This is a genomic window from Bacillus sp. Cr_A10 (assembly GCF_029222665.1).
In the GTDB taxonomy this organism is placed as follows: domain Bacteria; phylum Bacillota; class Bacilli; order Bacillales_A; family Planococcaceae; genus Psychrobacillus.
Window position 1 is genome coordinate 1 of record NZ_JARHXR010000015.1, and the last position, 25,222, is coordinate 25,222.

Below are 25,222 nucleotides of genomic sequence, written 5' to 3' on the forward strand. Positions count from 1 at the left end.
CGGAAAGGGAGCCGTTTCAACGCTTTTCTTATTTATCGGACGAAATTATTTAGTAAAGTCGATTTCTATGGACTTTTTAGTGCCCTCAGCGTAGGAGAGGAAGGAAGGCTATAGGCGCGTCTATTCAAATGTAAGGTAACCTAAGTTCGCCGAGTTCTGCTCCTGCGCAAAGCTCGTCGCAAAAGAACTTTTGCGGCAACGATTGCATGACCAACGTCCTGTTGGCCCAAGCGGCTCGGTGCTCGCCCGCGGAAAGCGAGCGGTAAGCTTCGGAAAACCTGAACTAATCTATATAAAATATATTCAAGTATGTTTAGTGTTTAAGAGATTATGGATTGACCATAATCTCTTTTTCAATTAAATTTCTTTTCGTAAACTAGAAGAAGGAATATTCAACTCTTCCCGATATTTAGTTATTGTACGTCTAGAGATTGTAATTCCTTTTTCTGTTATAAAATAATCGGCTATTTTTTGATCGGATAATGGCTTACATTTATTTTCTTTCTTAATAATGTTTTCTAAGAGTTGTTTAACTTCCGTTTGAGAGATAGAATTCCCATCCACTGTCTCAAGCTTGGAGGTAAATAACATGCGTATATCGAACGTACCATGAGGAGTTTGAATAATTTTATTCATAGTAGCTCTACTAACAGTAGACTCATGCATGTCAATTTCCGTTGCGACATCTTTTAATGTTAATGGCTTTAATGATGTAAAGCCTTCTTTAAAAAAACTAGCTTGTTTTTCCAATAGCACTTTCATTATTTTCAAAATGGTTACGCGGCGTTGCTCTATACTGTTTATCAGCCACTTGTATTTGGAAAATTGATTGGAAATATAGTGTGATGTTTCATCTTTAACGTTTAATAAACTGGAATAGTCTTTATTTAGACTAATTTTTGGTAAATAGCTTTCATTTAAATAATGAATTAATTTTCCTTCTTTCAATTCAACAACAATGTCTGGTACTACATATTCCACTTTAAAATCAGCCAAGTGTATACAAGGCTTTGGGTTAAGTGTTTGTATAAACTCATAAATTTCTTTTACTTTTTCTAATGATATTTTCATCACACGTACAATATCGTTCCACTTTCTATTCGCTATTAGGTCAAGGTGATTGTCAATTATCGCTTTAGCCAGCAATTGATCTGGATAGTTGTATGTTAATTGTAATTGTAAGCACTCTACTAAACTTCTTGCGCCAATACCGATTGGTCCAATCTCTTGGAGAAGATGGATGCCTCTTTTAACTGTATTTTCATCATATATTGCACTATCATCTAAACGTAAGTACCCGCTATCATCTAAATTTTGAACTAGATATAAAAGGAATTGTTGATCTTTTTCTTTGAAATGAAGCCTAACTTGTTCACATAGCTTCTGCCTCATACTGATTTCATCGTTTTTTATAAAATCAAGCATATCTGATGTAGGAGAGGAAGAAAGCGATTTTCTATTCGTTTGCTCGGTATATACTATATCCTTTGTCTGTTCCTTTAATTCTATCAATGGATTTTCAATCTCTTGTTCTTTTATGTATTGATATAAATCGTAAGTGGAGAATTGTAATAGTTCGATGGCTTGTCTTAACTGAAATGTCATAACTAAGCCGAGTTCCTGTCTTTGGTTAAGAATCAAATCCATTAACTAACCTCCTTCAGTAATTACGAAAGCGTTTTCATTATTATACAATATATTCTCAGAATTTTCGACAAAAATAATGAATATTAAGAATGTTCTAACACGGGTGTAGAAAGAAAAGAGCAAAAACAATGGAATGCGTTTGCTCTAGTATGCTTAAAATTCTCTTTTGTTAACAAGCATCATTGCTTTTTGCGTGTTTGCAAAATGCCATTTTGTAATGGATTTTAGAAATGCTTCTCCATTTTTTTTATAAATTTTTGCTGCTATTTCATCCACTTTTGCGCTAGCACCTTTAGGGATAGTTGTTCCGGCTATTTCGGTAAGACGATCCATCTCCTTCAAAAAAGCATATCTTGCTATAATGGAAGCTGCTGCAACAGAAACATGAAGTTGTTCAGCTTTTGTAGCGAAGAGTACATTTTCACGTATAATTTCTTTTTCCATCTTAATATGATTATAGTAGATTCCACGTTCAGCAAATTGATCGATTAATATAAAAGATGGCTTTTCAGGATTTATTTTGTTTAATACATGCTTGAGTGCTTGGTTATGCATGAGTGCTTTTATTTTCCCCTGGGACCAACCTCGGCTCTGTATATCATTATATTTTTCATTTTTTAATACTAGAACACTGTGTGATAATGAAGCCATTAAATCAGGTGCCATTTTACGCATCACATCATCGGTAAGCATTTTTGAATCTTTGACTCCTAGCTCGTTAACTAACTCTATTTGGTCTTCGCGTACAAAACATGCAGCAACTGTTATAGGACCAAAATAATCACCCGTTCCAGTTTCATCTGATCCGATGACAGATAGAGAAGAGAAATTAGGTGGTAATGTATCGCCTTTAGTAGAAACGGTAACTTTTTCAGGAGACATTCCCCATAAAGAAGCTTCCCGAGATGCTCCGTTTCCTTGAAACATGACTTTGCCAGATTTATAGACTGTTATAGCTGTATCGGTTAGCTTTGCCGCAAAAACGACACCTGGAGCAGATCTTTCAATTTTATAATTCATATAATGAAGTTTCACTCTTTTAATCTCATCGGGTGATAACACTAGCACTACATTGGACATTCGATTGTTCCTTTCTTCACATCAGAATCTATTTCGTGTTATTATAATTAATAGGATTTTCTGGGGGAGGGTATGTCTTTGTCAGAACAACAAAAAACAAGAATTTCTGTTGATATATATGGACAGAATTATACAATGGTAGGTCCAGAAACTTCTGGACATATGCGTCTTGTAGCCTCCATGGTAGATGATAAAATGAGAGAAATTCATTCTCATAATAGTCAACTAGATATTGCTAAACTTGGGGTGTTAACAGCCGTTAATGCAGTAAACGATTACATAAAAGTAAAAGAACAATTAGAGCTTCTGGAAGAAGAAGTGAAAAAGTTAAAGGACTGAAAAAATGTTAGATATTCTGATTTTAATATTACTAGTAGCTGGTTTAATTACTGGCGCAAAACGAGGGTTAATTGTTCAGCTTATTCATATGACTGGATTTATCATCGCTTTAATCGTTGCCTATACTTATTATAAACCACTTGCGGATAAATTTGTTTTATGGATTCCGTTTCCAGCAGTAACTGCGGGTTCTAAGCTTACAATTGCTGTAGAAAGTTTAGATTTGGATCAAACATTTTATCGTATTATTGCATTTGCACTTATTTTTGTTGTTGTAAAGTTTGCATTACAGTTATTAGCTTCGATGTTTGATTTTTTAAAGTATTTGCCTATACTTGGTTTTATAAGCAATATTGTGGGTGCAGTTTTAGGATTTATAGAGTTTTATTTTATATTATTTGTTTTACTTTATGTTTTTGCGTTACTACCGATAGATTTTATTCAAAATTTAATTTCCAAGTCTATTTTGACATCTTGGATGTTGGATCATACTCCTTTACTATCGGAAACAGTAAAAAAATGGTGGTATATTTATATCGAAAAATAACTTCTCTCAGTAGAGGGAAGTTTTTTTTGAATATCTAAACTTAGCACATAGCAACTTAAGGCACTGACCAAGTGCTTGCTTCTATGGACAGAAAGGGGTTTTTGTTTTGGATAAAAAGACAATCATTAAAACTTTAGAAAAGATTGCATTATATATGGAGTTGCAGGGTGAGAATCCTTTTAAAGTTTCTGCATTTCGGAAAGCTGCCCAAGCAATAGAATTAGATTCAAGAAGTCTTTCAGAAATGGATAATATTTTATCACTTAAAGGGATCGGTGCTGCGACAGGAGCTGTTATTGAAGATTTGATGAATAAAGGAGAATCCTCTTTCCTAATTGAACTACAAAATTCAGTGCCAAGTGGATTACTTCCCATGTTAAAAATACCTGGGCTTGGCGGTAAGAAAATTGCAAAGCTTTATAAAGAATTACAAATAGATTCAATTGAAGCATTGAAAGAAGCATGTGAATCACATAAGGTTCAAAAACTTCCTGGCTTTGCCGCGAAGACAGAAGTGAAAATACTAGCTGAATTAGAAAACTTTCAAGTGAAACCTGAAAGAAGTGCAGTTTGGCTATTAGAGCCAATTGTTGAAATAATTAATGAGAAGCTTTCACATATTACCGCGATTGAAAAATTTTCTGTTGCGGGTTCTTATAGACGTGTAAAGGAAGCAAGTAAGGACATTGACTTTATCATTGCAACAGAGTACCCAATCGAAGTTAGAGAAGAAATTTTGAAAGTTCTCCCGGTTTTAAAAGTTATTGCTGCTGGCGACACAAAAGTTTCTATTACACTTGACGTAGAGAATGAGGTAGACGTTGACTTTCGTTTAGTAAACATTGATCAATTTGCCTCCGCTCTCAACCATTTTACAGGTTCAAAAGATCATAATATTAAAATGAGGCAAATTGCAAAGGACCAAGGGAAAAAAATAAGTGAATACGGTGTGGAGTTAGAAGACGGGACAGTTCAGCATTTTAAAACTGAGGAGGAATTCTACGCATTTTTCGATTTGCCATTTATTCCACCAACTGTTCGAGAGGATGGCTCAGAATTTACAAAACTAGATCAGCTATCACGACTTGTAAAGTTAGAGGATATAAAGGCAGACCTTCATATGCATACTACTTGGTCTGATGGAGCTTATTCCATAGAGGAAATGGTGGAAGCTTGTCGAACTAAAGGATATTCGCATTTAGTCATTACGGATCATTCCGATTATTTAAAAGTAGCAAATGGACTAACAAAAGAGCGTTTGTTGCATCAAATAGAAACAATTCACGAGATAAACGAAAAGTATACAGATATCGAAATATTTACTGGGACAGAAATGGATATTCTACCTGATGGCTCGCTAGACTTTGATGAGGATGTTTTAAAACAATTGGATTTTGTTATTGCTTCAATCCATTCAAGCTTTAGTCAGCCGGAGGAGAAAATAATGGAGCGTTTGTTTAACGCTATTAAAAATCCTTTTGTTCACATGATTGCACACCCTACCGGAAGAATAATTGAAACTCGGAATGGGTACAATCCCGATGTCCCGACTTTAATCGAGTGGGCAAAGGAATATGGAAAGATACTTGAACTCAATGCTAGCCCTTATCGGTTAGATTTAAAAACAGAATATTTGAGGATTGCAAAAGAATCAGGTGTTCCGATTGCCATAAATACGGATGCTCATCATATAAACCAACTTAAATACATGGATCTTGGAGTACGTTATGCACAAAAAGCTTGGTTATCCACAGATGAAATTGTGAATACATGGTCATTGGATAAGTTTAAGCAATTTATAACGAAATAAATAGGAGGTGCCTTAGTGATAACTGAAAGAGCACTGAAAACATTAGAATACTTTAAAATTAGAGAAGAAGTTTCGAAATACTGTACGTCTTCTATAGGAAAAAGTCATATAGAGGCGCTTGTTCCTTCTGTGGACTATGCAAAAGTAACTAAGCTTTTGGAAGAAATGGATGAAGGCTTAACTGTACTACGACTACGAGGTAATGTTCCAATGGGGGGAATCACAGATATACGTCCCCATGCTAAACGAGCGCAAATAGGTGGAATGTTAAGTCCAATGGAGCTTATGGAAACAGCAAGCACCATACGTGCAAGTAAAATTTTACGTCAATTTTTAGAAAATGTGGCGGAAACTGAAGATGTGCAGATAGCTCACCTTCTAGAAAAAAAGGAAGCCATTCCTATTCTAACTGCATTAGAACACGAAATAAATGATTGCATAGATGAAAATGGTACCGTTTTAGATAGCGCTAGTAGTACACTAAGATCTATTCGTCAGCAACTACGTATTTATGTAGGACGAGTACGTGAAAAATTAGAGAGCTATACTAGAGGTGCAAATGCATCTAAAATGTTGTCAGATTCAATCATTACGATTCGTAATGACCGCTATGTTATACCTGTGAAATCAGAATATAGAAGCCATTATGGTGGAATTATTCATGATCAATCTTCTTCAGGGCAAACGCTTTTTATTGAACCATCTGCAGTTGTTCAATTGAATAATGATATTCGGGGTTTGAAAGTAAAAGAACAAGAAGAAATTGAACGAATCTTAATTAAGCTAACAGCAGAAGTTGAAGTAGTAGGTCACGAAATTTTTCAATTAGTTAATATACTAGGCGAAATTGACGCTATTCTAGCCAAAGCAAAATATGGACAAGCGGAGAAATGTACGATGCCGCTTATTAATAATGAAGGATATATTAGGTTAGTAAAAGCACGACATCCACTTATTCCTGTAGACTACGCTGTTACAAATACAATTGAATTTGGAAGAGATATTACGGCTATTGTTATTACAGGTCCTAATACAGGGGGGAAGACCGTTACACTAAAAACAGTAGGTTTATGTACTTTGATGGCACAAAGTGGAATACCAATCCCTGCTTTAGACGGTTCTGAAGTGGCTTTGTTTGAATCGGTATTTGCAGACATCGGGGATGAGCAATCGATCGAACAAAGTTTAAGTACGTTCTCCTCACACATGGTCAATATCGTAGATATTCTAAAGAAATATGATGAAAAGTCTTTAATATTATTTGATGAGCTTGGTGCAGGTACCGATCCTCAAGAAGGAGCTGCCCTTGCAATATCTATTTTGGATGCGGTCCATGGAACAGGAGCACGCGTTATGGCGACTACTCACTATCCTGAACTAAAAGCATATGGCTATAATCGTCCTGGAGTGGCAAATGCAAGCGTGGAGTTTGATATTGAAACACTAAGTCCCACTTATAAACTGTTAATCGGTGTTCCTGGTCGCAGTAATGCATTTGAAATTTCGGAACGTTTAGGGCTTCCAACACATATTATTTCCCAGGCTCAATCCTTTACAGGTACGGACCGTGGGGAAGTAAATTCCATGATTGCATCTCTTGAAGAAAGTAGAAGACAAGCAGAAAAAGATGCGGAAGAAACAGAAGAACAGTTAGTAGAAGCACGTCAAGTAAAAGAAGAGTTAGAACAAAAACTATCAGAACTTGATAAGAAGAAAGAGCAATTAGAGCAAAAAGCAAAGGAAAAAGCAAAGAAAATAGTGGAAGATGCAAGACGTGAAGCGGATGAAATAATTAGCGAGTTACGAAAGATGCAAGCAAATACGCATAAGCTCGTAAAAGAACATGAATTAATTGACGCAAAAAAACGTTTGGAAGAGGCATTACCGAACAATCCTGTACTTAAAAAACAAAAGAAATTAAACGAACAACTGAAAGAATTAAAAGCAGGTGACGAAGTAAAGGTACTTAGTTTTGGACAAAAAGGTACATTGCTTGAAAAGCTATCCAACACTGAGTGGTCAGTACAAATAGGTATGTTGAAAATGAAGCTTGATGAAGCAGACTTGGAATATATAAAACCTGAAAAACAAAAACAAACAGTATCAGTTAATGCGGTTAGAGGAAGAGACTCACATGTGAAACTCGAGCTAGATCTTCGAGGAGAAAGATACGAAGATGCAATTATCCGTACAGAAAAATATTTAGATGACGCAATACTTGCCAACTATCCACGTGTTTCCATTATTCATGGGAAAGGCACTGGTGTATTAAGGCAAGCTATTCAACAATATTTGAAAAACCACACTCGAGTGAAAAGTTATCGATATGGAGAAGCGGGAGAAGGCGGACATGGAGTTACAGTTGTTGAATTAAAGTAAAATATTAAATTTTGAAACCTTTTATTTTGTTGAACGTAGAGTAAGAAAAGTTTAAAGGGGTTATTTAAATGATACTATTAAGTTTTTGGTCGAACCCACTTGTAGAGTCTGCTGGCTATTTTAGCGTAGTCATATTGTGCTTAGTCGTTTCCATGGTAATATTTGAAATCGTAACAAAGTATAAAAATTGGGCAGAAATCAGAAACGGGAATATAGCTGTTGCAATGGCAACAGGAGGGAAAATATTTGGTGTATGTAATATTTTCCGTTACTCAATTGAACAACATAATTCACTTTTTGAAATGATTGGATGGGGAGGGTTTGGCTTTTTCCTGCTCATCATTGCATATTGGTTATTTGAATTTTTAACACCATCTTTTAATGTGGACAAAGAAATTGAACAGGACAACCGTTCTGTTGGTTTTATTTCTCTCATAATTTCCGTAGGTTTGTCATTTGTTATTGGTGCAAGTATTTCTTAGGAGAGATTAAAATGGAAAAATTATCGAAAGTGTTAATAGCAGTAGGCATATGTTTTGTTATAGTCGGAATAGTATATGTAGTAATCAATTAAGAATGAGCAGCCAACTCATTCTTTTTTTTACAAGGAATTGAATTGTCATTCATTTTTCATTATAATCAAAAATAGGAATATTCACGCTATTATAAAACAAAGGGGGTTTTTATAATGACAGAAAGAAGATGGTTATCAAATTATCCACCTGAAATACCGCATACGCTTGATTATGAAGCTATTCCAGTTCAAGAATATCTAACTAGATCGTATGAAAAGTTCCCATCGAATGTTGCTATTCATTTCATGGGAAAGGATATTACGTACAAAGAACTCTATGAATCTTCTTTAAAGTTTGCGAATTATCTGCAAACTTTAGGGATTCAAAAAGGTGATCGAGTAGCTATTATGTTGCCAAACTGTCCACAAGGGGTTATTGGATACTATGGCGCACTTTATGCAGGGGCAATTGTTGTTCAGACAAACCCATTGTATACTGAAAGAGAAATATCCTACCAAATGAAAGATTCGGGTGCAAAAGTTATATTAGCAATGGACATTTTATTCCCTCGAATCTCAAAAATCTTAAAAGAGACAGAGCTTGAAAATATTATTATTACAGGTATTAAAGATTACTTGCCTTTCCCTAAAAATGTAGTGTATCCATTTATTCAAAAGAAGCAATATGGATTTAGTGTAAAAGTAGAGCATCGTGGTATGAATCATCTATTCCCTGAAATTATGAAAGTCGCAAAAGCGGAACCTATTAAACTAGAGTTTGATTTTGAAGAAGATATCGCTCTCTTACAATACACTGGGGGTACAACCGGATTTCCTAAAGGAGTTATGTTGACACATAAAAATTTAGTATCTAATACTGCTATGTGTACCGCTTGGAATTATAAATGTGTTGAAGGAGAAGAAAGCATCTTAGGAGTCCTTCCATTCTTTCATGTATATGGCCTGACTACTGTATTGATCTTCTCCGTAATGTTAGGGAATAGAATGATATTATTACCAAAGTTTGATGTGGAGACTACACTTAAAACGATAGATAAGCAAAAACCAACTATATTTCCCGGTGCTCCAACAATTTATATCGGTCTTTTAAATCATCCTGATATTCAAAAATATGACTTATCCTCGATCGTTGCTTGTTTAAGCGGTTCAGCTGCTTTACCAGCTGAAGTCCAAGAGAAGTTTGAAAAAGTTACTGGTGGTAGATTAGTGGAGGGTTATGGTTTAACAGAGACTTCCCCTGTTACCCATGCTAATTTAATATATAGTGACGAACGTGTAAAAGGATCGGTAGGTATTCCATGGCCAGACACGGATGCTGCTATTTTTAATGTTGATTCAACGATTCCGCTACCTCCTGGTGAAATAGGTGAAATAGCTGTTAAAGGACCTCAAGTAATGAAGGGCTATTGGAAACGTCCAGAGGAGACAGCTATGTCGATGCGTGATGGATGGTTTTTAACAGGTGATTTAGGGTATATGGATGAAAACGGTTTCTTTTACGTTGTTGATCGTAAAAAAGACATGATAATAGCAGGAGGGTATAATATTTATCCTCGTGACGTGGAAGAAATATTATATGAACACCCTGAAGTCCAAGAGTGTGTTGTAGCAGGTGTACCCGACCCTTATCGTGGGGAAACGGTTAAGGCGTTTATTGTTTTAAAAGAAGGTGCAAGAGTTACAGAGGAAGATTTAAATCAGTTCTGTCGTGAAAATCTAGCAGCTTTTAAAGTTCCTAGAATCTATGAATTTAGAAAAGAACTACCAAAAACAGCTGTCGGAAAGATATTACGAAGAAAGTTAATTGAAGAAGAAAAAGAAAAATTAACACAAGCACTTGAGGCATAATTCAAGATTGACATTCAGAAAAATTAAATATAATATAAAAATATGAATGAATCATCATTCATATTTTTATTTTGGTGGTGAATTCATTGAAGAAAGACAAGCCTAAGTATAAACAAATTATCGATGCGGCAATTATTGTTATTGCAGAAAATGGCTATCATCAATCACAAGTTTCAAAAATAGCTAAACAAGCAGGTGTAGCCGACGGTACGATCTATTTATACTTTAAAAACAAGGAAGACATTTTAATCTCAGTTTTCGAAGAGAAGATGGAGATGTTCGCAGATAATTTAAAAGTTATTTTAGAAGAAAATACGACATCCTCCGAGAAATTATTTAAAATGATCGAGAATCATTTTAATGTATTAGCAGAAGATCATCATTTAGCAACAGTGACTCAATTAGAGTTAAGACAATCTAATTTAGCGCTAAGACTAAGAATCAATGAGATACTGAAAAACTATCTAGTTTTATTGGATACTATATTAAAAGAAGGAATTGAAAATGGTGAATTTGATCCAACGATTGATATTCGCTTAGCAAGACAGATGGTTTTTGGTACAATTGATGAGACGACTACTACTTGGGTAATGAATGAATACAAGTATGATTTAATTGCCTTAACAGAAAAAGTACATCGTCTATTATTTAAGGGGTTAAAAGCATAACAAAGGGGAAGTGAACAGATGGAATTTTTGTCATGGACTATTGAGGGTGGAGTAGCAACAGCTACGATCAACCGTCCGCCAGCAAATGCGTTGGCAAGAGGGGTTATATTAGAAATAAATGAATTACTGGATGCAGTAGAACACGATGAATCTGTCCGAGTTATATTGTTAAGGGGAGAAGGAAGATTCTTTTCAGCAGGAGCTGATATTAAAGAGTTTACTTCCATTTCTTCAGGAGCAGAATTTTCTGAATTGGCAGCAAGTGGTCAATCTATCTTTGAAAGACTAGAAACATTCTCAAAACCAGTCATTGCTGCAATTCATGGAGCTGCACTCGGTGGTGGTCTTGAACTAGCAATGAGCTGTCATATAAGACTAGTTGCAGAGAATGCTAAGCTAGGGCTACCTGAGTTACAACTAGGATTAATACCTGGTTTTGCAGGAACGCAACGTCTACCTCGTTATGTTGGTTTTGCGAAAGCGGCAGAGATGTTATTAACGAGTGATCCAATAAGTGGCAAAGATGCTGCGCAATTTGGACTTGCAAATCATGCATATCCGGAAGAAGAGCTATTTAATAGAGCACAAGAACTTGCAAGTAAAATTGCAACTAAAAGTCCTATTGCTGTTAAAGCAGCACTTGAAATGCTTCAATTTGTCAAACCGGCATCATATCATGAAGGCGTGAAAGCGGAAGCAAGTGCATTTGGCACCGTTTTTGTTTCGGAAGATGCAAAAGAAGGTATTACTGCATTTTTAGAAAAAAGAAATCCTGTATTTAAAGGGAAGTAAAAATAATAATAATAAGATGCAATAGGAGGAATTCTACATGAATATTTATGTTTTAGTAAAACGTACATTTGACACAGAAGAAAAGATTGTTGTAAACGGTGGCAAAATCCAAGAAGACGGAGCAGAATTCATCATTAATCCATACGATGAATATGCAATTGAAGAAGCTATTCAAGTTCGTGATGCACATGGTGGAGAAGTAACTGTCTTAACGATGGGCGGAGAAGACGCTGAGAAACAACTTCGTACAGCACTAGCGATGGGAGCAGATAAGGCGGTTCTAATCAATACAGAGGATGATGTAGAAGAATTGGATCAATTTACATCGGCTTATATTATTTCTGAATACTTAAAAGATAAAAATCCAGACTTAATCTTAGCAGGTAACGTTGCGATTGACGGTGGTTCTGGTCAAGTTGGTCCGCGTGTTGCAGAATTACTAGGCATCAATTATGTTACAACTATTACTAATTTAGAAATTGATGGAACTACCGTGACTATCAAACGTGACGTAGAAGGAGATACAGAAGTTCTGGAAACTTCTTTACCACTATTAGTAACAGCTCAACAGGGACTAAACGAACCACGTTACCCATCATTGCCTGGAATTATGAAAGCAAAGAAAAAACCTCTAGAAGAATTAGAGTTGGATGACTTAGATATTGATGAAGACGATGTAGAAGCAAAAACAGAAACAATTGAAATTTATTTACCTCCTAAAAAGGAAGCCGGAAAAATATTGGAAGGCGATTTAGCTGACCAAGTAAAAGAGTTAGTTCATTTACTTCATTCAGAAGCAAAAGTGATTTAATCATTTTCTTCAGAAGCTTCCACATTTAAGTGGAGAACTGATTATGAACGAATTTATATTTAAAATAGGAGGAAATAAACATGTCTAAAAAAGTATTAGTATTAGGAGAAGCACGTGAAGGTGCTTTACGTAATGTATCATACGAAGCAATTGCCGCTGCAAAACAAATTTCAAGTGGCGGAGAAGTAGTTAGTGTTCTCTTAGGAGATTCAGTGAAGGATTTTGCTGGTGAATTAGGAAAATTTGGAGCAGACCGCGTTATCACTGTAGAACATCCTCATTTAAAACAATATACTTCTGATGGCTACGGGCAAGCATTACTTGCTGTAATTGACCAAGAGCAACCAGAAGCTATTGTTTTTGGACATACTGCATTAGGTAAAGATTTATCACCGAAAATTGCTAGTAAATTACAAGTTGGCTTAGTATCGGATGTTACATCAATTGAGGGTGAAGGTGATTCAGCAGTATTTGTTCGCCCAATTTATTCTGGTAAAGCATTTGAAAAGGTTAAAGTAAAAGAAGGAATTGAATTTATTACGATCCGTCCAAATAATATTGCACCACTTGCAAAAGATGATAGTAAATCAGTAGATGTTTCTTCCTTATCTGTTGATATTACGAATCTACGAACTATTATTAAAGAAGTAGTTCGTAAATCTACTGAAGGTGTTGACTTATCAGAGGCAAAAGTGGTTGTTGCTGGTGGACGTGGTGTGAAGAGTGAAGAAGGTTTCGCGCCTTTAAAAGAGCTTGCAGACGTTTTAGGTGGGGCAGTTGGAGCATCTCGTGGAGCTTGTGACGCGGACTATTGTGACTATTCACTGCAAATTGGTCAAACAGGAAAAGTTGTTACCCCAGACCTTTATATAGCAGCAGGTATTTCAGGAGCTATCCAACATTTAGCAGGTATGTCTAACTCGAAAATTATTGTTGCGATCAATAAAGATCCAGAAGCGAATATTTTCAAAGTAGCTGACTATGGTATTGTAGGAGATTTATTTGAAGTAATTCCAATGCTTACAGAGGAATTTAAGAAGTTAAAAGTAAACGCTTAAAAAATTGCTCGGCTCTCTTTGGAGCCGAGCTTTTGCTTGTAGGAGAGTAAGGGAGTAAGATGACACCCCTGGGGTTGTCCAATAAATAAGAAATTCGTTGAAATGGCTCCCTTTCCGCAGGGGTTACCTCTACCTCCTCGTTACGTTCCAGGGTCTTCGACTAACGCTCTTACCGCAGGGAGTATCGCCTTTTCAACGATTTTCTATATGTTGTTTGGAGGCTCCTCGATCTCCCGCTAAAAGCGACTGGTAAGCTTCGAAAATCAAATGCTTCAACAGGTGTAAGCTAATATGTAGAAGTAGCAATATGAGTCTGCTATAATCTATCTATAGTTAACCAAAGGAGGAATTTTTTTATGGCAATAGTTCACGGAACAGATCAAACCTTCTCTCAAGAAGTGGAAAAAGGATTAGTATTAGTAGATTTTTGGGCAACATGGTGTGGCCCTTGTAAAATGATTGCTCCTGTTTTAGAAGAAATGGATGCTGAAATGAGCGATAAAGTAAAAATCGTAAAAGTAGATGTAGATGAAAACCAAGCAACTGCAAGTCAATTTGGCATTATGTCTATACCAACTTTAGTATTATTTAAAGATGGGCAACCAGTAGACAAAGCAGTTGGTTTCCAACCAAAAGAAGCATTAGTTCAATTTGTAGAAAAAAACGCATAATATTAAACCGGGTGTCCTGAATGGTGCCCGGTTTTTTTAAACAGGTGATAATATGAATGATTTGATTCAACAGAAGTGTGCAATTTTACCAGATCAACCTGGTTGTTATTTAATGAAGGATCGACAAGGTACTATTATTTATGTCGGTAAAGCTAAGATACTAAAAAATCGTGTGCGTTCTTATTTTACTGGATCTCACGATGGAAAAACCCAAAGACTTGTTCAAGAAATAGTTGACTTCGAATATATCGTTACATCGTCTGAATTAGAAGCATTAATACTCGAGCTTCATCTTATTAAAAAACATGACCCAAAGTATAATATCATGCTAAAGGACGATAAGACGTACCCATACATTAAAATTACAGCTGAAAAGAACCCTAAACTTATTATTACAAGACAGGTTAAAAAAGATAAAGGGAAATATTTTGGCCCCTATCCTAATTCTCACGCCGCTCATGAAACAAAAAAGCTATTGGACAGATTATATCCATTACGTAAATGTCAGAAAATGCCTAATCGTGTTTGCCTATATTATCACATGGGACAATGTCTAGCACCATGCGTGAAAAAAATAGAGGAATCCACTTATAACGAAATAATTCAAGAGATATCTAGCTTCTTAAATGGCGGACATACAACTGTGAAGAATAATCTGACGGAAAAAATGAATGCTGCTGCCGAAAGCTTAGAATTTGAGCGTGCTAAGGAATATCGAGATCAAATATCTCATATTGAACAAGTGATGGAAAAACAAAAAATGACAATGAATGACTTTACTAGTCGAGATGTATTTGGGTATTCCGTTGACAAAGGGTGGATGTGTGTCCAAGTATTCTTTGTTCGACAAGGGAAGTTAATCGAAAGGGATGTTTCTTTATTTCCTATTTATCGTGATCCAGAGGAAGAGTTTCTAACATTTTTAGGTCAGTTTTATGCAAAACCCGAACATATCAAGCCAAGAGAAATTTTTGTGCCAAATAGTACAGATCTGCATTTAGCAACTGAATTACTAGAAATGAAAGTCATAATACCTCAAAAAGGAACCAAAAAGAATTTAGTAGATCTCGCAGAGAAAAATGCAGTGTTGGCTTTGAATGAGAAATTTCATCTTATTGAGAGACAAGAAGAACGTACTATTGGTGCTGTAGAAGAATTAGGCGACTTAATGGGTATCGCAATTCCAAGTCGAATTGAAGCTTTTGATAATTCGCATATACATGGAACGGATGCAGTATCAGCAATGGTTGTTTTTGTTGATGGTAGAGCATATAAAAAAGATTATCGAAAATATAAAACAAGAACAGCTGCCAAACATGATGATTATGGAGCGATGCGTGAAGTAGTAAGAAGAAGATACACAAGAGTTTTAAAAGAAAACTTGCCTTTGCCTGATTTAATCATTATTGATGGTGGAAAAGGTCAAATAGAGGCTGCACGAGAGGTTATCGAAGATGAATTAGGATTAGATATTCCTATTGCAGGTCTTGCGAAAGATGGAAAACATCAAACTTCCCAGTTGCTATTTGGAGATCCCATGGAAATTATAGCGATGAAACGAACAAGTGAAGCGTTTTACCTATTACAGCGAATACAAGATGAAGTACATCGTTTTGCAATTACATTTCATCGACAACAGCGTGGAAAACATACAATTGCTTCTTCATTAGATGGTATCGAAGGAATTGGGCCAAAGAGAAAGACATTATTATTAAAGCATTTTGGTTCCATTAAGAAAATGCAAGCGGCTAGTAAAGAAGAATTCATGGAGGCAGGGCTTCCTGAAAAGTTAGCAGATATAATGATAGCTCATTTTCAGAAAAAGTTATTGTCTTCTGAATAGTCTTATGTTATGGTTGAAACAATTTAATATTCACTTTAAGTGAAGATAGAGGTGCGAATTGACAAGAGTACTCAGCAGAAGGATGAAAAGATCCTGTGATGGTTGAGGAAAGGGTCGTTCGCCGAAACATAGAAAAGCTTTTCCTTTTCTTATGTTGGTTCTGCATTTAATAAATGTAGAATTGTCAGAATGCAATATTCTGGAGGGCTATCTCACATGGACAATTCTTTTGACCGTGTATGGGACAAAGCTTTTCACAATATGTGAGAAGCTTTTTTTATTCAGTTCTCGTCCCAACTCCAGCGCCTTATTATGATGCAAACATAGGCGGTTGCATTGATAGATAATGAAATAAGGGAGAAGATGTTCATGAGTAAAATCGTAATGAAATTTGGTGGTACTTCCGTTGCCACTACAGAAAAAATTGCTAACGTTGCTAGAAGAATTCAAATGGAGAAAGAAAAAGGTAATGAGGTTGTAGTAGTTGTCTCAGCTATGGGGAAATCTACAGATGAACTAGTGGATTTGGCGAACGAGTTATCGGATGCACCATCAAAAAGGGAAATGGATATGCTTCTATCAACAGGAGAACAGATCACCATGTCTCTATTGGCCATCAAATTAAGTACTTTAGGAATAGATGCAATTTCTTTAACTGGATGGCAAGCAGGATTACAGACAGATGATGTACATAGAAATGCCAAAATCCTTACGCTCGATCCTTCCAAAATTTTGGACAATCTTTCGGAAGATAAGGTAGTGATTGTTGCAGGTTTTCAAGGTATTTCCACACAGGGAGACATTACAACACTCGGTAGAGGTGGCTCAGATACCTCCGCAGTGGCAATTGCAGCTTCTATCGGGGCAGAAATTTGTGATATCTACACAGATGTAGATGGAATATATACTTCAGATCCCCGATATATCAAAAATGCCCGGAAACTGGAGCAACTTGAATATGATGAAATGTTAGAACTTGCCAACTTAGGTGCAGGTGTATTACATCCAAGAGCAGTTGAATTTGCAAAAAACTACAAGATACCATTACGTGTACGCCCAAGTTTTAGTGAGGAAGAGGGTACAATTTTAAAGGAGGAAGTCGATGTGGAAAATAATTTAGTTGTTCGAGGAGTTGCTTTTGAATCCGATATAGTCCGTTTAACAATCGAATATGAAGTACCGTTTAATGGGTCTTTAGCTTCTATATTTACGACACTTGCAGCAAATCATATAGATGTTGATATAATCGTGCAGTCGATAGTGGACGGTGTAAAACCAGCAGTTTCATTTTCTATCAAAAAAGAATCATTAGCGGAAGCGATTACGGTGTTGGAATCCAATAAACAAAATCTTGGCTTTACATTTGCTGACTTTGAAGTAGGTCTGGCAAAAGTCTCGATCGTTGGCTCGGGTATGGTTTCTAATCCCGGTGTTGCTGCCCAAATGTTCGATCGTCTTCGAAAAGAAAATATTCCTGTGAAGATGGTAAGCACATCAGAAATAAAAGTATCTGTCGTCGTACCTCAAACGGATATGATTTCAGCGGCTAATGCCTTACACAATGAATTTGGTTTAGAGATTGCATAACAAACAAAAAAGCAATGTACGGTTTTTTTGTACATTGCTTTTTTGCATCATTATAAAATAGTAGTTTTTAAGTCCCATTTAACTTGAAAAGTGACGATTCCATTTTTCTTTTGCTGTTCGTCATAGCATTCTGTTAAATAACCACCAATTTTCTGCTGTTGTTCAGCTAAAAAACCAGCTTCTAATCGATGACTTCTGCCTTTCCCGCTTTGTGGCAAATTTAAGGTTTGTAAAGTATAAAAAGCGGAATCTTTTGTCGTTTTTTCTAAAACTAAAATTCCCCAACCTGCTTCTTGAAAGAAAGAGGAGGCCTCTTCCATCGAATATAGGGGAAATTTGCGGGCTAGGTCTTTCCCTGCCCAATATAGAATATCTTTTTCATGTTTTCCGAGAATAGAAGCAAGAACGTGATCGCGTATTAATTCATATCCAAAGGAAGTTACATGTGAATGTTCCTTTTCATCCAAGTAGCAACCCTTCTTTCTAAGCTAAATTCTAATAATCTAGTTTATTTTATCATAAAAAAATTTCACTTGGTAAGGGTATATAGTATGTGAAAAAATAGTCTAATCATTATAGGGAAATGAATCATTTTACATTTTGAATAGTGGGAAAGAAATCTTGACGCTCTAGAGTGTTGAGAGTACAATGGATATGTCATAAATTCGAAACATGATGATGTGAGTACGGAATGAATCCTATTGTTCTATTACAATAGTAATCATTGCGTCAATTGTAAATCTGAGGGGGGTAACTGTTTTGTCGAAAGATCGCGAATTTTACTGGCGCCGACTACATTCACTATTAGGAATTATTCCTGTTGGATTGTTTTTGACGCAACATTTGATCATTAACCATTTTGCTACTAAAGGACCAGAAGCATTTAATGGGGCAACACACTTTATGGAGAGTCTTCCATTCTTATTATTCTTGGAAGTCTTTGTAATTTACTTACCGTTGATGTTCCATGCATTTTACGGGGTTTATATTGCATTTACTGCAAAAAATAATCCGAAAAACTTTGGAACACTTCGTAATTATTTGTTCATTTTACAACGTTTCACTGGAATCTTTCTTGTTGTATTCATCGCTTGGCATGTATTTGAAACAAGATTCCAAGCAGCTATTGGAGCGAAAGAAGTTAATTTTAACATGATGGTTGAAATTTTATCAAACCCATGGATGTTAGGCTTCTATATAGTAGGTGTAATTTCTGCTACCTTCCACTTAGCAAATGGTATTTGGTCATTCCTTGTAAGCTGGGGAATTACTCAATCTGCAAAATCACAACAAATTGTTACTTATGTAACATTAATAATCTTCCTAGCGTTATCTGTAGTTGGTGTACAAGCTCTTCTTGCGTTCGTATAAGATCCTTCTACACGTTCAACTACTATTAAAATGAGGAGTGAGATTGACATGGCAAAAAGTAAACTTATTGTTGTCGGTGGTGGATTAGCCGGATTAATGGCAACAATGAAAGCGGCCGAAGATGGTACGCATGTAGATCTATTTTCATTAGTTCCTGTAAAACGCTCACACTCTGTTTGTGCACAAGGCGGTATTAACGGGGCTGTAAATACAAAAGGTGAAGGAGATTCACCAGCAGTACATTTAGATGACACTGTTTATGGCGGAGACTTCTTAGCAAACCAAGGTCCAGTAAAAGCAATGACTGATGCTGCACCTGGAATTATAAATTTATTTGATCGTATGGGTGTAATGTTTAACCGTACACCTGAAGGATTATTAGACTTCCGTCGTTTTGGTGGTACATTGATGCACCGTACAGCGTTTGCTGGTGCAACGACTGGTCAACAACTTCTATATGCTTTGGACGAGCAAGTACGTCGTTTCGAGGTAGACGGTCTTGTTACAAAATTCGAAGGATGGGAATTCCTTGGAATAATTAAAGATAGCGAAGGTGTTTGTCGCGGTATTAAAGCACAAAACCTTAAAACTATGGAAATTCGTGCTTTCCGTGGAGATGCTGTTATCATGGCTACTGGTGGTCCTGGTATTATCTTTGGTAAAACAACTAACTCTATTATTAACACTGGTTCTGCAGCTTCTATCGTTTATCAACAAGGTGCATATTATTCAAACGGGGAATTTATACAAATTCATCCTACTGCAATACCTGGTGATGATAAACTACGATTAATGTCAGAATCTGCACGTGGTGAAGGTGGACGTATTTGGACTTACAAAGACGGTAAACCTTGGTACTTCCTTGAAGAGAAATATCCTGCCTACGGAAATCTAGTTCCACGTGATATTGCAACACGTGAAATTTTCGACGTATGTGTTAACCAAAAACTAGGTATTAATGGCGAAAACATGGTTTACTTAGATCTTTCACATAAAGATCCTCATGAACTAGATGTTAAACTTGGTGGTATCATTGAAATTTACGAAAAATTCACTGGTGATGACCCTCGTAAAGTTCCAATGAAAATCTTCCCAGCTGTTCATTACTCTATGGGCGGACTTTGGGTTGATGAAGATCAAATGACTAATATTCCTGGTTTATTTGCTGCAGGTGAATGTGATTATTCACAACATGGTGCTAACCGTTTAGGAGCTAACTCATTACTTTCTGCTGTATTTGGTGGAAGTGTAGCTGGTCCTAATGCAGTTAAATATATGAGAAATCTTGATTCTCATGCAGAAGATATGGATTCTACTATTTTCGATGCAGAGGTTCAACTTGAGCAAGAGAAATGGGATAAAACGTTAGCGATGAAAGGTACTGAAAATGCTTACTTACTTCATAAAGAGTTAGGTGAGTGGATGACTGATAATGTAACGGTTGTACGTTACAATGACAAACTTGAAGCTACCGATAAAAAAATCCAAGAATTACTAGAGCGCTACGAGAATATCAATATGGATGATACGCAAAAATGGTCAAACCAAGGCGCTTCATTTACTCGTCAATTAAAAAATATGCTATACTTAGCACGCGTTATTACGATAGGTGCACTAAAACGTAATGAAAGTCGTGGAGCACATTACAAACCAGATTTCCCAGAACGTAATGATGAGGAATTCTTGAAAACAACAATGGCTAAGTTTGATCCAGCTACTGGTGCTCCTGTTATTTATTATGAAGAAGTAGATGTATCACTTGTTCCACCTCGTAAACGTGATTATTCTTCTACGAAAGGAGAAAAATAAAAATGGTTACAGCGACAGAAACAAAAAAAGTTGCTTTTGAGATTCTCCGCCAAGATACTCCTGAATCTACACCGTATTGGGAAAAGTTCGAAGTGAACTATCGTCCTAATATGAACGTTATCTCTGCCTTAATGGAAATTCGTCAAAATCCAGTCAATGCTGATGGAAAAGCGACGTCTCCAGTAACATGGGATATGAACTGTCTAGAGGAAGTATGCGGAGCTTGTTCAATGGTTATAAATGATAAGCCACGTCAATCATGTTCAGCACTTGTTGATCAATTGACTCAACCTATTCGTTTGGCACCAATGAAAACATTCCCAGTAGTTCGTGACCTTCAAGTTGATAGAACTCGTATGTTTGATTCTTTGAAAAAAGTAAAAGCATGGGTTCCAATTGATGGATCATACGAACTTGGAGAAGGTCCTCGTATGCCGGAACGTAAGCGTCAGTGGGCGTATGAATTATCTAAATGTATGACTTGTGGTGTTTGTTTGGAAGCTTGTCCTAATGTTAATAGCGGTTCTAACTTTATTGGACCAGCACCACTTTCACAAGTACGTTTATTTAACGCTCACCCAACAGGTTCTATGAACAAGGATGAAAGATTAAACGCAATTATGGGAGACGGAGGCCTTGCAAACTGTGGTAACGCACAAAACTGTGTAGTTGCATGTCCAAAAGGTATTCCGTTAACAACATCCATTGCAGCTTTAAACCGTGATACAACTGTTCAAATGTTCAAAAACTTCTTCGGAAGCGATCACATGGTCGATTAATTGTAGAAATCGTTTTCTAAGAGCACTATAAAGTAAAATCTGTGTAGAATTTAGTATTCTATGCAGATTTTTTATTTTTTTGCTATAATAAATGAATTAATATTCAGTTATTAGGAGGATGGTTTTCATGAGAGCTAGTTACATAGAAGATATAAAAAGTTGGGAGCAGGAATTTACTTTTTATTCAGAAGTAAGTGTTCGTTTTTCAGAAACAGATATGTTCGGACATTTAAATAATACGGTGACTTTTGCGTATTTTGAGTATGCACGTATTGAGTTTCTAAAACATATAAAGTTAATGAATGATTGGCTAAACCCTACTAATGAAACCATCCCAGTTGTTGCTGATTTGCAATGCGATTACTTGAGACAAGTGTTTTTCGATGAAAAGCTTCGGATTTATGTGAAAATCAATTCTGTAGGTTCTTCATCCATAGATATCCATTATATGGCTAAAAATGTGAAGCAGGAAATCGTCTTCACTGGAAGAGGTACGATGGTACAAATTGATAAAAAAACAGGAAAAGGATCAAAATGGTCCGAAGAAAAATTAAAAGTTTTTAATAAGTAGGTATCACTAGCCGTCACCTACTTTCCCCATGCTACATACGTTAGTAGAAGAGTGGATAGGGGGGCTATGGCATTGTATGATAGTAATCAGCATCGATCAATACTGACGAGCAGGGAACGTCAAATATTTCAGTTATTAGTAGAGGATTATTCTACAAAAGAAATATCTGTACAGTTATCTATAAGTGAAAAAACAGTAAGAAATCATATTTCCAATACGATACAAAAATTAGGAGTATCGGGTAGGTCACAAGCGATTGTCGAATTATTACGATTAGGTGAACTATCGTTGAATTAATTAGAATCCTTGCCATTTTCCTCAGAACACGTCACAATAATAAATAGAACGTAATGTTTTGAGGAGTGAAGGATTAAATGGCAGATGAAACAAAAAATGCACACCATGATCATCAAGAGGTTGCTTTTTTAGAAAAAGAACTTAGACATATATCGGGCATCATCAAGCAAAAAGGGCGTCAAATTTTAAATGCCTATACAATAACTCCCCCACAGTTTGTGGCACTTCAATGGCTCTTGGAGCAAGGAGATATGACAATTGGCGATTTATCAAATAAAATGTATTTAGCTTTTAGTACAACGACCGATTTAATCGACCGTATGGAAAGAAGCGAACTGGTTCAAAGAATTAGAGATGATCAAGATCGTCGTGTAGTGCGAATACATTTATTAAAAGAAGGCGAACGTATCATTGAAGAAGTAATAGCTAAAAGACAAAATTATTTAGAAGACATACTAAAACAATTTAACAAAGACGAAGTAGCAAATCTATCTACATTATTAGAAAAATTACATCAAGAGATGAAAAAGAACTGAGGAATTAAAAGTGAAAGCCCCGATTGGCGTTATAGACTCTGGAGTTGGCGGTTTAACAGTCGCAAAAGAAATTATGCGACTTTTGCCGAATGAAGAAATTATTTATATTGGTGATACTGCAAGATGTCCATATGGACCGCGTTCAAGCGGAGAAGTACGTAAGTTTACATGGCAATTAGCAACTGCCTTATCTAAAATGAACATTAAAATGCTAGTCATTGCTTGTAATACAGCAACGGCCGTTGCACTTGATTCTTTAAGCAAAAAAATGCCCTTTCCAGTAATTGGTGTTATTTTTCCAGGCGCACGTGCGGCGATGAAAGCTACAAAAAAAAATGAAATTGTAGTCTTAGGTACAAGCGGTACAATAAAAAGTGGGGCTTATGAAGAGGCTATAACTGCTCTGAATTCATCGAGTAAAGTTATACCGCTTGCATGCCCTACTTTCGTGCCTCTTGTGGAAAGCAATGAGTATGAAGGGGAATTTGCCCGTAACATGGTATTTAACACGTTATTACCATTGCAAAATGAACAATTTGATACGGTCATCCTTGGATGTACACATTACCCTTTATTACAAAAATACATAGAGGAAGCTGTTGGCCCTCAGGTAAAGGTGCTTTCCTCGGCAGAGGAAACAGCACAGGAAGTATTAGAGTACTTGGATTATCATCAAATGCATAATCCACTTTCGGGTAACAAGCAGCCAATATTCTATACAACTGGCTCTATTCCAATCTTTAAGACAATTGTCGAGAAGTGGTTAGTACTTCAAAATGCGGATGTAAGAACAATTTCATTTACATGACCCTGTTAACTTGAGAATCCTCGAATAGCGGGGTCTTATTTTGCTTGATGAGTAATAAAAAAGGAGAAGTATATGACAACAAGAACTGATGGTAGAAATGTAGATCAACTAAGGGATATACAAATAGAAACAAATTATTTAATTCATCCAGAAGGCTCCGTATTAATAACAGTTGGACGAACAAAGGTCATTTGTAACGCAACGATCGAAGATAGAGTGCCACCTTTTTTAAGAGGACAAGGTAAGGGCTGGATTACTGCAGAATATTCTATGCTTCCACGAGCTACGCAATCTCGTACACAACGAGAAGCATCAAAAGGTAAAGTAACAGGTCGTACTATGGAAATACAACGTCTAATAGGACGAGCGTTGCGTTCGGTAGTCGACCTAGAAAGTATTGGTGAAAAAACTATTTGGATTGATTGTGATGTTATCCAAGCGGACGGAGGAACTAGAACAGCTAGTATAACAGGAGCATTTGTTGCTTTAACGATTGCACTTGGTAAATTGTATGAAGAAAAGAACTTGCCAGTATTTCCTGTGCGTCATTATTTAGCAGCGACAAGTGTTGGAATTATTGATAATGTTGGTGTTGTATTAGATTTAAACTACGAGGAAGATTCTTCAGCAGCGGTGGATATGAACATTGTTCAAACAAGTAGTGGAGAGTATGTGGAACTACAAGGCACTGGGGAAGAAGCAACTTTTTCGAAAAAAGAGTTATTGGAACTGCTTGAGTTTGGAGAGATTGGTATTCAACAACTAATGAGTGTTCAACGAAATGCACTTGGAGAGTTGGCCAATAAAATCGGTGATAAAGGTCAGGTGTTAGAATGAAAAAAATTATTATTGCAACAAAAAACAAAGGAAAAGCAAAAGATTTTGAAGCACTATTTGGACCACTTGGCTATGAAGTCTTAACTTTGCATGATGTTGCGGAAGATATGGATGTAGAAGAAACTGGCACTACATTTGAAGAAAATGCATTGTTAAAGGCGACAGCCCTAGCAGAGCGTTTACAAACGATGGTCATAGCAGATGATAGCGGATTAGAAATTGATGCGTTAGACGGACGTCCAGGCATCTATTCTGCACGATACGCAGGAGAAGAAAAAAGTGATGAAGCAAATATCGTTAAAGTGTTAAAAGAGCTTGAAAACGTGGCTGATTCAAACCGAACAGCAAGATTTGTTTGTGCTATTGCAGTTGCTTCCCCTTCAATTGAACCAATAACAGTAAGAGGGACTTGTGAAGGTGTTATTGCAAGAGAAAGAAAAGGAAGCAATGGGTTTGGATATGATCCAATTTTTTATGTTCCATCTGAAAATAGGATGATGGCTGAATTATCTGGAGAAGAAAAAGGTGCAATTTCTCATAGAGGTAATGCAATCAAAAAATTGTCGGTCAAGCTACCTGAGTTATTGAAGGGCGAATAG

25 protein-coding genes and 1 riboswitch are annotated in these 25,222 nt (G+C 36.3%); of the genes, 22 read left to right on the forward strand and 3 right to left on the reverse strand.

Translation table 11 applies throughout. The features are described from left to right. Positions 1-357 precede the first annotated feature (357 nt). Entirely contained in the window at positions 358-1,647 is a 1,290-nt protein-coding gene (rpoN, locus tag P2Q73_RS15485; protein WP_275788924.1) for an RNA polymerase factor sigma-54, read from the reverse strand. Between the two features lie 153 nt (positions 1,648-1,800). After that, positions 1,801-2,727, reverse strand: a complete 927-nt coding sequence (rnhC, locus tag P2Q73_RS15490; protein ID WP_275788927.1) for a ribonuclease HIII — start codon at positions 2,725-2,727, stop codon at positions 1,801-1,803. A gap of 78 nt (positions 2,728-2,805) precedes the next feature. Between rnhC and zapA the strand changes: the two genes are divergently transcribed. From zapA to P2Q73_RS15555, 13 genes are all read left to right on the forward strand, one after another. Further along, positions 2,806-3,066: a cell division protein ZapA gene (gene zapA, locus P2Q73_RS15495; protein WP_056831474.1), complete on the forward strand. Its 261-nt coding sequence runs from the start codon at positions 2,806-2,808 to the stop codon at positions 3,064-3,066. Positions 3,067-3,070: 4 nt separating this feature from the next. Next, on the forward strand, positions 3,071-3,613 hold the full coding sequence (locus tag P2Q73_RS15500; RefSeq protein WP_053588697.1) for a CvpA family protein: 543 nt from the start codon (positions 3,071-3,073) through the stop codon (positions 3,611-3,613). 106 nt (positions 3,614-3,719) lie between these two features. Further along, positions 3,720-5,423, forward strand: a complete 1,704-nt coding sequence (gene polX, locus P2Q73_RS15505; RefSeq protein ID WP_275788932.1) for a DNA polymerase/3'-5' exonuclease PolX — start codon at positions 3,720-3,722, stop codon at positions 5,421-5,423. Between the two features lie 15 nt (positions 5,424-5,438). Then, on the forward strand, positions 5,439-7,802 hold the full coding sequence (locus P2Q73_RS15510) for an endonuclease MutS2 (protein ID WP_275788935.1): 2,364 nt from the start codon (positions 5,439-5,441) through the stop codon (positions 7,800-7,802). Positions 7,803-7,870: 68 nt separating this feature from the next. Further along, positions 7,871-8,284 carry a DUF350 domain-containing protein gene (locus P2Q73_RS15515; RefSeq protein WP_053588700.1) on the forward strand — a complete coding sequence of 138 codons (414 nt, stop codon included), beginning with the start codon at positions 7,871-7,873 and terminating at the stop codon, positions 8,282-8,284. 206 nt (positions 8,285-8,490) lie between these two features. Then, a complete protein-coding gene (locus tag P2Q73_RS15520) occupies positions 8,491-10,185 on the forward strand; it encodes a long-chain-fatty-acid--CoA ligase (protein ID WP_056831479.1) in 1,695 nt (564 codons plus the stop codon). Positions 10,186-10,271: 86 nt separating this feature from the next. Next, complete coding sequence (locus P2Q73_RS15525) at positions 10,272-10,853, forward strand: TetR/AcrR family transcriptional regulator (RefSeq protein ID WP_053588702.1); 582 nt, start codon at positions 10,272-10,274, stop codon at positions 10,851-10,853. Between the two features lie 18 nt (positions 10,854-10,871). Then, complete coding sequence (locus tag P2Q73_RS15530) at positions 10,872-11,645, forward strand: enoyl-CoA hydratase (RefSeq protein ID WP_053588703.1); 774 nt, start codon at positions 10,872-10,874, stop codon at positions 11,643-11,645. A 37-nt stretch (positions 11,646-11,682) separates the two neighbouring features. After that, complete coding sequence (locus P2Q73_RS15535) at positions 11,683-12,456, forward strand: electron transfer flavoprotein subunit beta/FixA family protein (protein ID WP_053588704.1); 774 nt, start codon at positions 11,683-11,685, stop codon at positions 12,454-12,456. A gap of 80 nt (positions 12,457-12,536) precedes the next feature. Continuing rightward, positions 12,537-13,514: an electron transfer flavoprotein subunit alpha/FixB family protein gene (locus P2Q73_RS15540; protein ID WP_056831481.1), complete on the forward strand. Its 978-nt coding sequence runs from the start codon at positions 12,537-12,539 to the stop codon at positions 13,512-13,514. A gap of 356 nt (positions 13,515-13,870) precedes the next feature. Beyond that, the gene (gene trxA, locus P2Q73_RS15545; protein ID WP_053588706.1) at positions 13,871-14,185 is read left to right on the forward strand and encodes a thioredoxin; all 315 of its coding nucleotides are present in this window, start codon (positions 13,871-13,873) and stop codon (positions 14,183-14,185) included. Between the two features lie 52 nt (positions 14,186-14,237). After that, a complete protein-coding gene (uvrC, locus tag P2Q73_RS15550; protein ID WP_053588707.1) occupies positions 14,238-16,028 on the forward strand; it encodes an excinuclease ABC subunit UvrC in 1,791 nt (596 codons plus the stop codon). A gap of 38 nt (positions 16,029-16,066) precedes the next feature. Continuing rightward, a riboswitch (Lysine riboswitch) is annotated at positions 16,067-16,246 on the forward strand. A 151-nt stretch (positions 16,247-16,397) separates the two neighbouring features. After that, on the forward strand, positions 16,398-17,615 hold the full coding sequence (locus P2Q73_RS15555; RefSeq protein ID WP_275788944.1) for an aspartate kinase: 1,218 nt from the start codon (positions 16,398-16,400) through the stop codon (positions 17,613-17,615). Between the two features lie 50 nt (positions 17,616-17,665). Here the strand turns inward: P2Q73_RS15555 and P2Q73_RS15560 are convergent, their stop codons facing one another. Beyond that, on the reverse strand, positions 17,666-18,082 hold the full coding sequence (locus P2Q73_RS15560) for a YslB family protein (protein ID WP_053588709.1): 417 nt from the start codon (positions 18,080-18,082) through the stop codon (positions 17,666-17,668). A gap of 292 nt (positions 18,083-18,374) precedes the next feature. Between P2Q73_RS15560 and P2Q73_RS15565 the strand changes: the two genes are divergently transcribed. From P2Q73_RS15565 to P2Q73_RS15605, 9 genes are all read left to right on the forward strand, one after another. After that, on the forward strand, positions 18,375-18,986 hold the full coding sequence (locus P2Q73_RS15565; RefSeq protein WP_053588710.1) for a succinate dehydrogenase cytochrome b558 subunit: 612 nt from the start codon (positions 18,375-18,377) through the stop codon (positions 18,984-18,986). 48 nt (positions 18,987-19,034) lie between these two features. Next, complete coding sequence (gene sdhA, locus P2Q73_RS15570) at positions 19,035-20,795, forward strand: succinate dehydrogenase flavoprotein subunit (protein ID WP_056831487.1); 1,761 nt, start codon at positions 19,035-19,037, stop codon at positions 20,793-20,795. A gap of 2 nt (positions 20,796-20,797) precedes the next feature. Continuing rightward, positions 20,798-21,574, forward strand: coding sequence for a succinate dehydrogenase iron-sulfur subunit (gene sdhB / locus P2Q73_RS15575; protein ID WP_053588712.1), 777 nt, complete (start codon positions 20,798-20,800; stop codon positions 21,572-21,574). 127 nt (positions 21,575-21,701) lie between these two features. Next, positions 21,702-22,145, forward strand: a complete 444-nt coding sequence (locus P2Q73_RS15580; protein ID WP_053588713.1) for an acyl-CoA thioesterase — start codon at positions 21,702-21,704, stop codon at positions 22,143-22,145. 66 nt (positions 22,146-22,211) lie between these two features. Continuing rightward, entirely contained in the window at positions 22,212-22,442 is a 231-nt protein-coding gene (locus tag P2Q73_RS15585) for a helix-turn-helix domain-containing protein (RefSeq protein WP_053588714.1), read from the forward strand. A 77-nt stretch (positions 22,443-22,519) separates the two neighbouring features. Continuing rightward, on the forward strand, positions 22,520-22,978 hold the full coding sequence (locus P2Q73_RS15590; RefSeq protein ID WP_053588715.1) for a MarR family winged helix-turn-helix transcriptional regulator: 459 nt from the start codon (positions 22,520-22,522) through the stop codon (positions 22,976-22,978). A gap of 10 nt (positions 22,979-22,988) precedes the next feature. Then, positions 22,989-23,786, forward strand: coding sequence for a glutamate racemase (racE, locus tag P2Q73_RS15595; RefSeq protein ID WP_056831489.1), 798 nt, complete (start codon positions 22,989-22,991; stop codon positions 23,784-23,786). Between the two features lie 72 nt (positions 23,787-23,858). Beyond that, positions 23,859-24,623, forward strand: a complete 765-nt coding sequence (gene rph, locus P2Q73_RS15600) for a ribonuclease PH (RefSeq protein ID WP_056831492.1) — start codon at positions 23,859-23,861, stop codon at positions 24,621-24,623. Further along, the gene (locus tag P2Q73_RS15605; protein ID WP_275788960.1) at positions 24,620-25,222 is read left to right on the forward strand and encodes an XTP/dITP diphosphatase; all 603 of its coding nucleotides are present in this window, start codon (positions 24,620-24,622) and stop codon (positions 25,220-25,222) included. Before rph ends, P2Q73_RS15605 begins: the two co-directional genes overlap by 4 nt.

What these genes read in the sequence shown, in the direction of transcription:
- rpoN (WP_275788924.1), bottom strand. Translation starts at nt 1,647, where the DNA reads ATGGATTTGATTCTTAACCAAAGACAGGAACTCGGCTTAGTTATGACA.
- rnhC (WP_275788927.1), bottom strand. Translation starts at nt 2,727, where the DNA reads ATGTCCAATGTAGTGCTAGTGTTATCACCCGATGAGATTAAAAGAGTG.
- P2Q73_RS15500 (WP_053588697.1), top strand. Translation starts at nt 3,071, where the DNA reads ATGTTAGATATTCTGATTTTAATATTACTAGTAGCTGGTTTAATTACT.
- P2Q73_RS15515 (WP_053588700.1), top strand. Translation starts at nt 7,871, where the DNA reads ATGATACTATTAAGTTTTTGGTCGAACCCACTTGTAGAGTCTGCTGGC.
- P2Q73_RS15520 (WP_056831479.1), top strand. Translation starts at nt 8,491, where the DNA reads ATGACAGAAAGAAGATGGTTATCAAATTATCCACCTGAAATACCGCAT.
- P2Q73_RS15530 (WP_053588703.1), top strand. Translation starts at nt 10,872, where the DNA reads ATGGAATTTTTGTCATGGACTATTGAGGGTGGAGTAGCAACAGCTACG.
- P2Q73_RS15535 (WP_053588704.1), top strand. Translation starts at nt 11,683, where the DNA reads ATGAATATTTATGTTTTAGTAAAACGTACATTTGACACAGAAGAAAAG.
- P2Q73_RS15540 (WP_056831481.1), top strand. Translation starts at nt 12,537, where the DNA reads ATGTCTAAAAAAGTATTAGTATTAGGAGAAGCACGTGAAGGTGCTTTA.
- trxA (WP_053588706.1), top strand. Translation starts at nt 13,871, where the DNA reads ATGGCAATAGTTCACGGAACAGATCAAACCTTCTCTCAAGAAGTGGAA.
- uvrC (WP_053588707.1), top strand. Translation starts at nt 14,238, where the DNA reads ATGAATGATTTGATTCAACAGAAGTGTGCAATTTTACCAGATCAACCT.
- P2Q73_RS15555 (WP_275788944.1), top strand. Translation starts at nt 16,398, where the DNA reads ATGAGTAAAATCGTAATGAAATTTGGTGGTACTTCCGTTGCCACTACA.
- sdhA (WP_056831487.1), top strand. Translation starts at nt 19,035, where the DNA reads ATGGCAAAAAGTAAACTTATTGTTGTCGGTGGTGGATTAGCCGGATTA.
- sdhB (WP_053588712.1), top strand. Translation starts at nt 20,798, where the DNA reads ATGGTTACAGCGACAGAAACAAAAAAAGTTGCTTTTGAGATTCTCCGC.
- P2Q73_RS15580 (WP_053588713.1), top strand. Translation starts at nt 21,702, where the DNA reads ATGAGAGCTAGTTACATAGAAGATATAAAAAGTTGGGAGCAGGAATTT.
- P2Q73_RS15585 (WP_053588714.1), top strand. Translation starts at nt 22,212, where the DNA reads ATGGCATTGTATGATAGTAATCAGCATCGATCAATACTGACGAGCAGG.
- P2Q73_RS15590 (WP_053588715.1), top strand. Translation starts at nt 22,520, where the DNA reads ATGGCAGATGAAACAAAAAATGCACACCATGATCATCAAGAGGTTGCT.
- rph (WP_056831492.1), top strand. Translation starts at nt 23,859, where the DNA reads ATGACAACAAGAACTGATGGTAGAAATGTAGATCAACTAAGGGATATA.
- P2Q73_RS15605 (WP_275788960.1), top strand. Translation starts at nt 24,620, where the DNA reads ATGAAAAAAATTATTATTGCAACAAAAAACAAAGGAAAAGCAAAAGAT.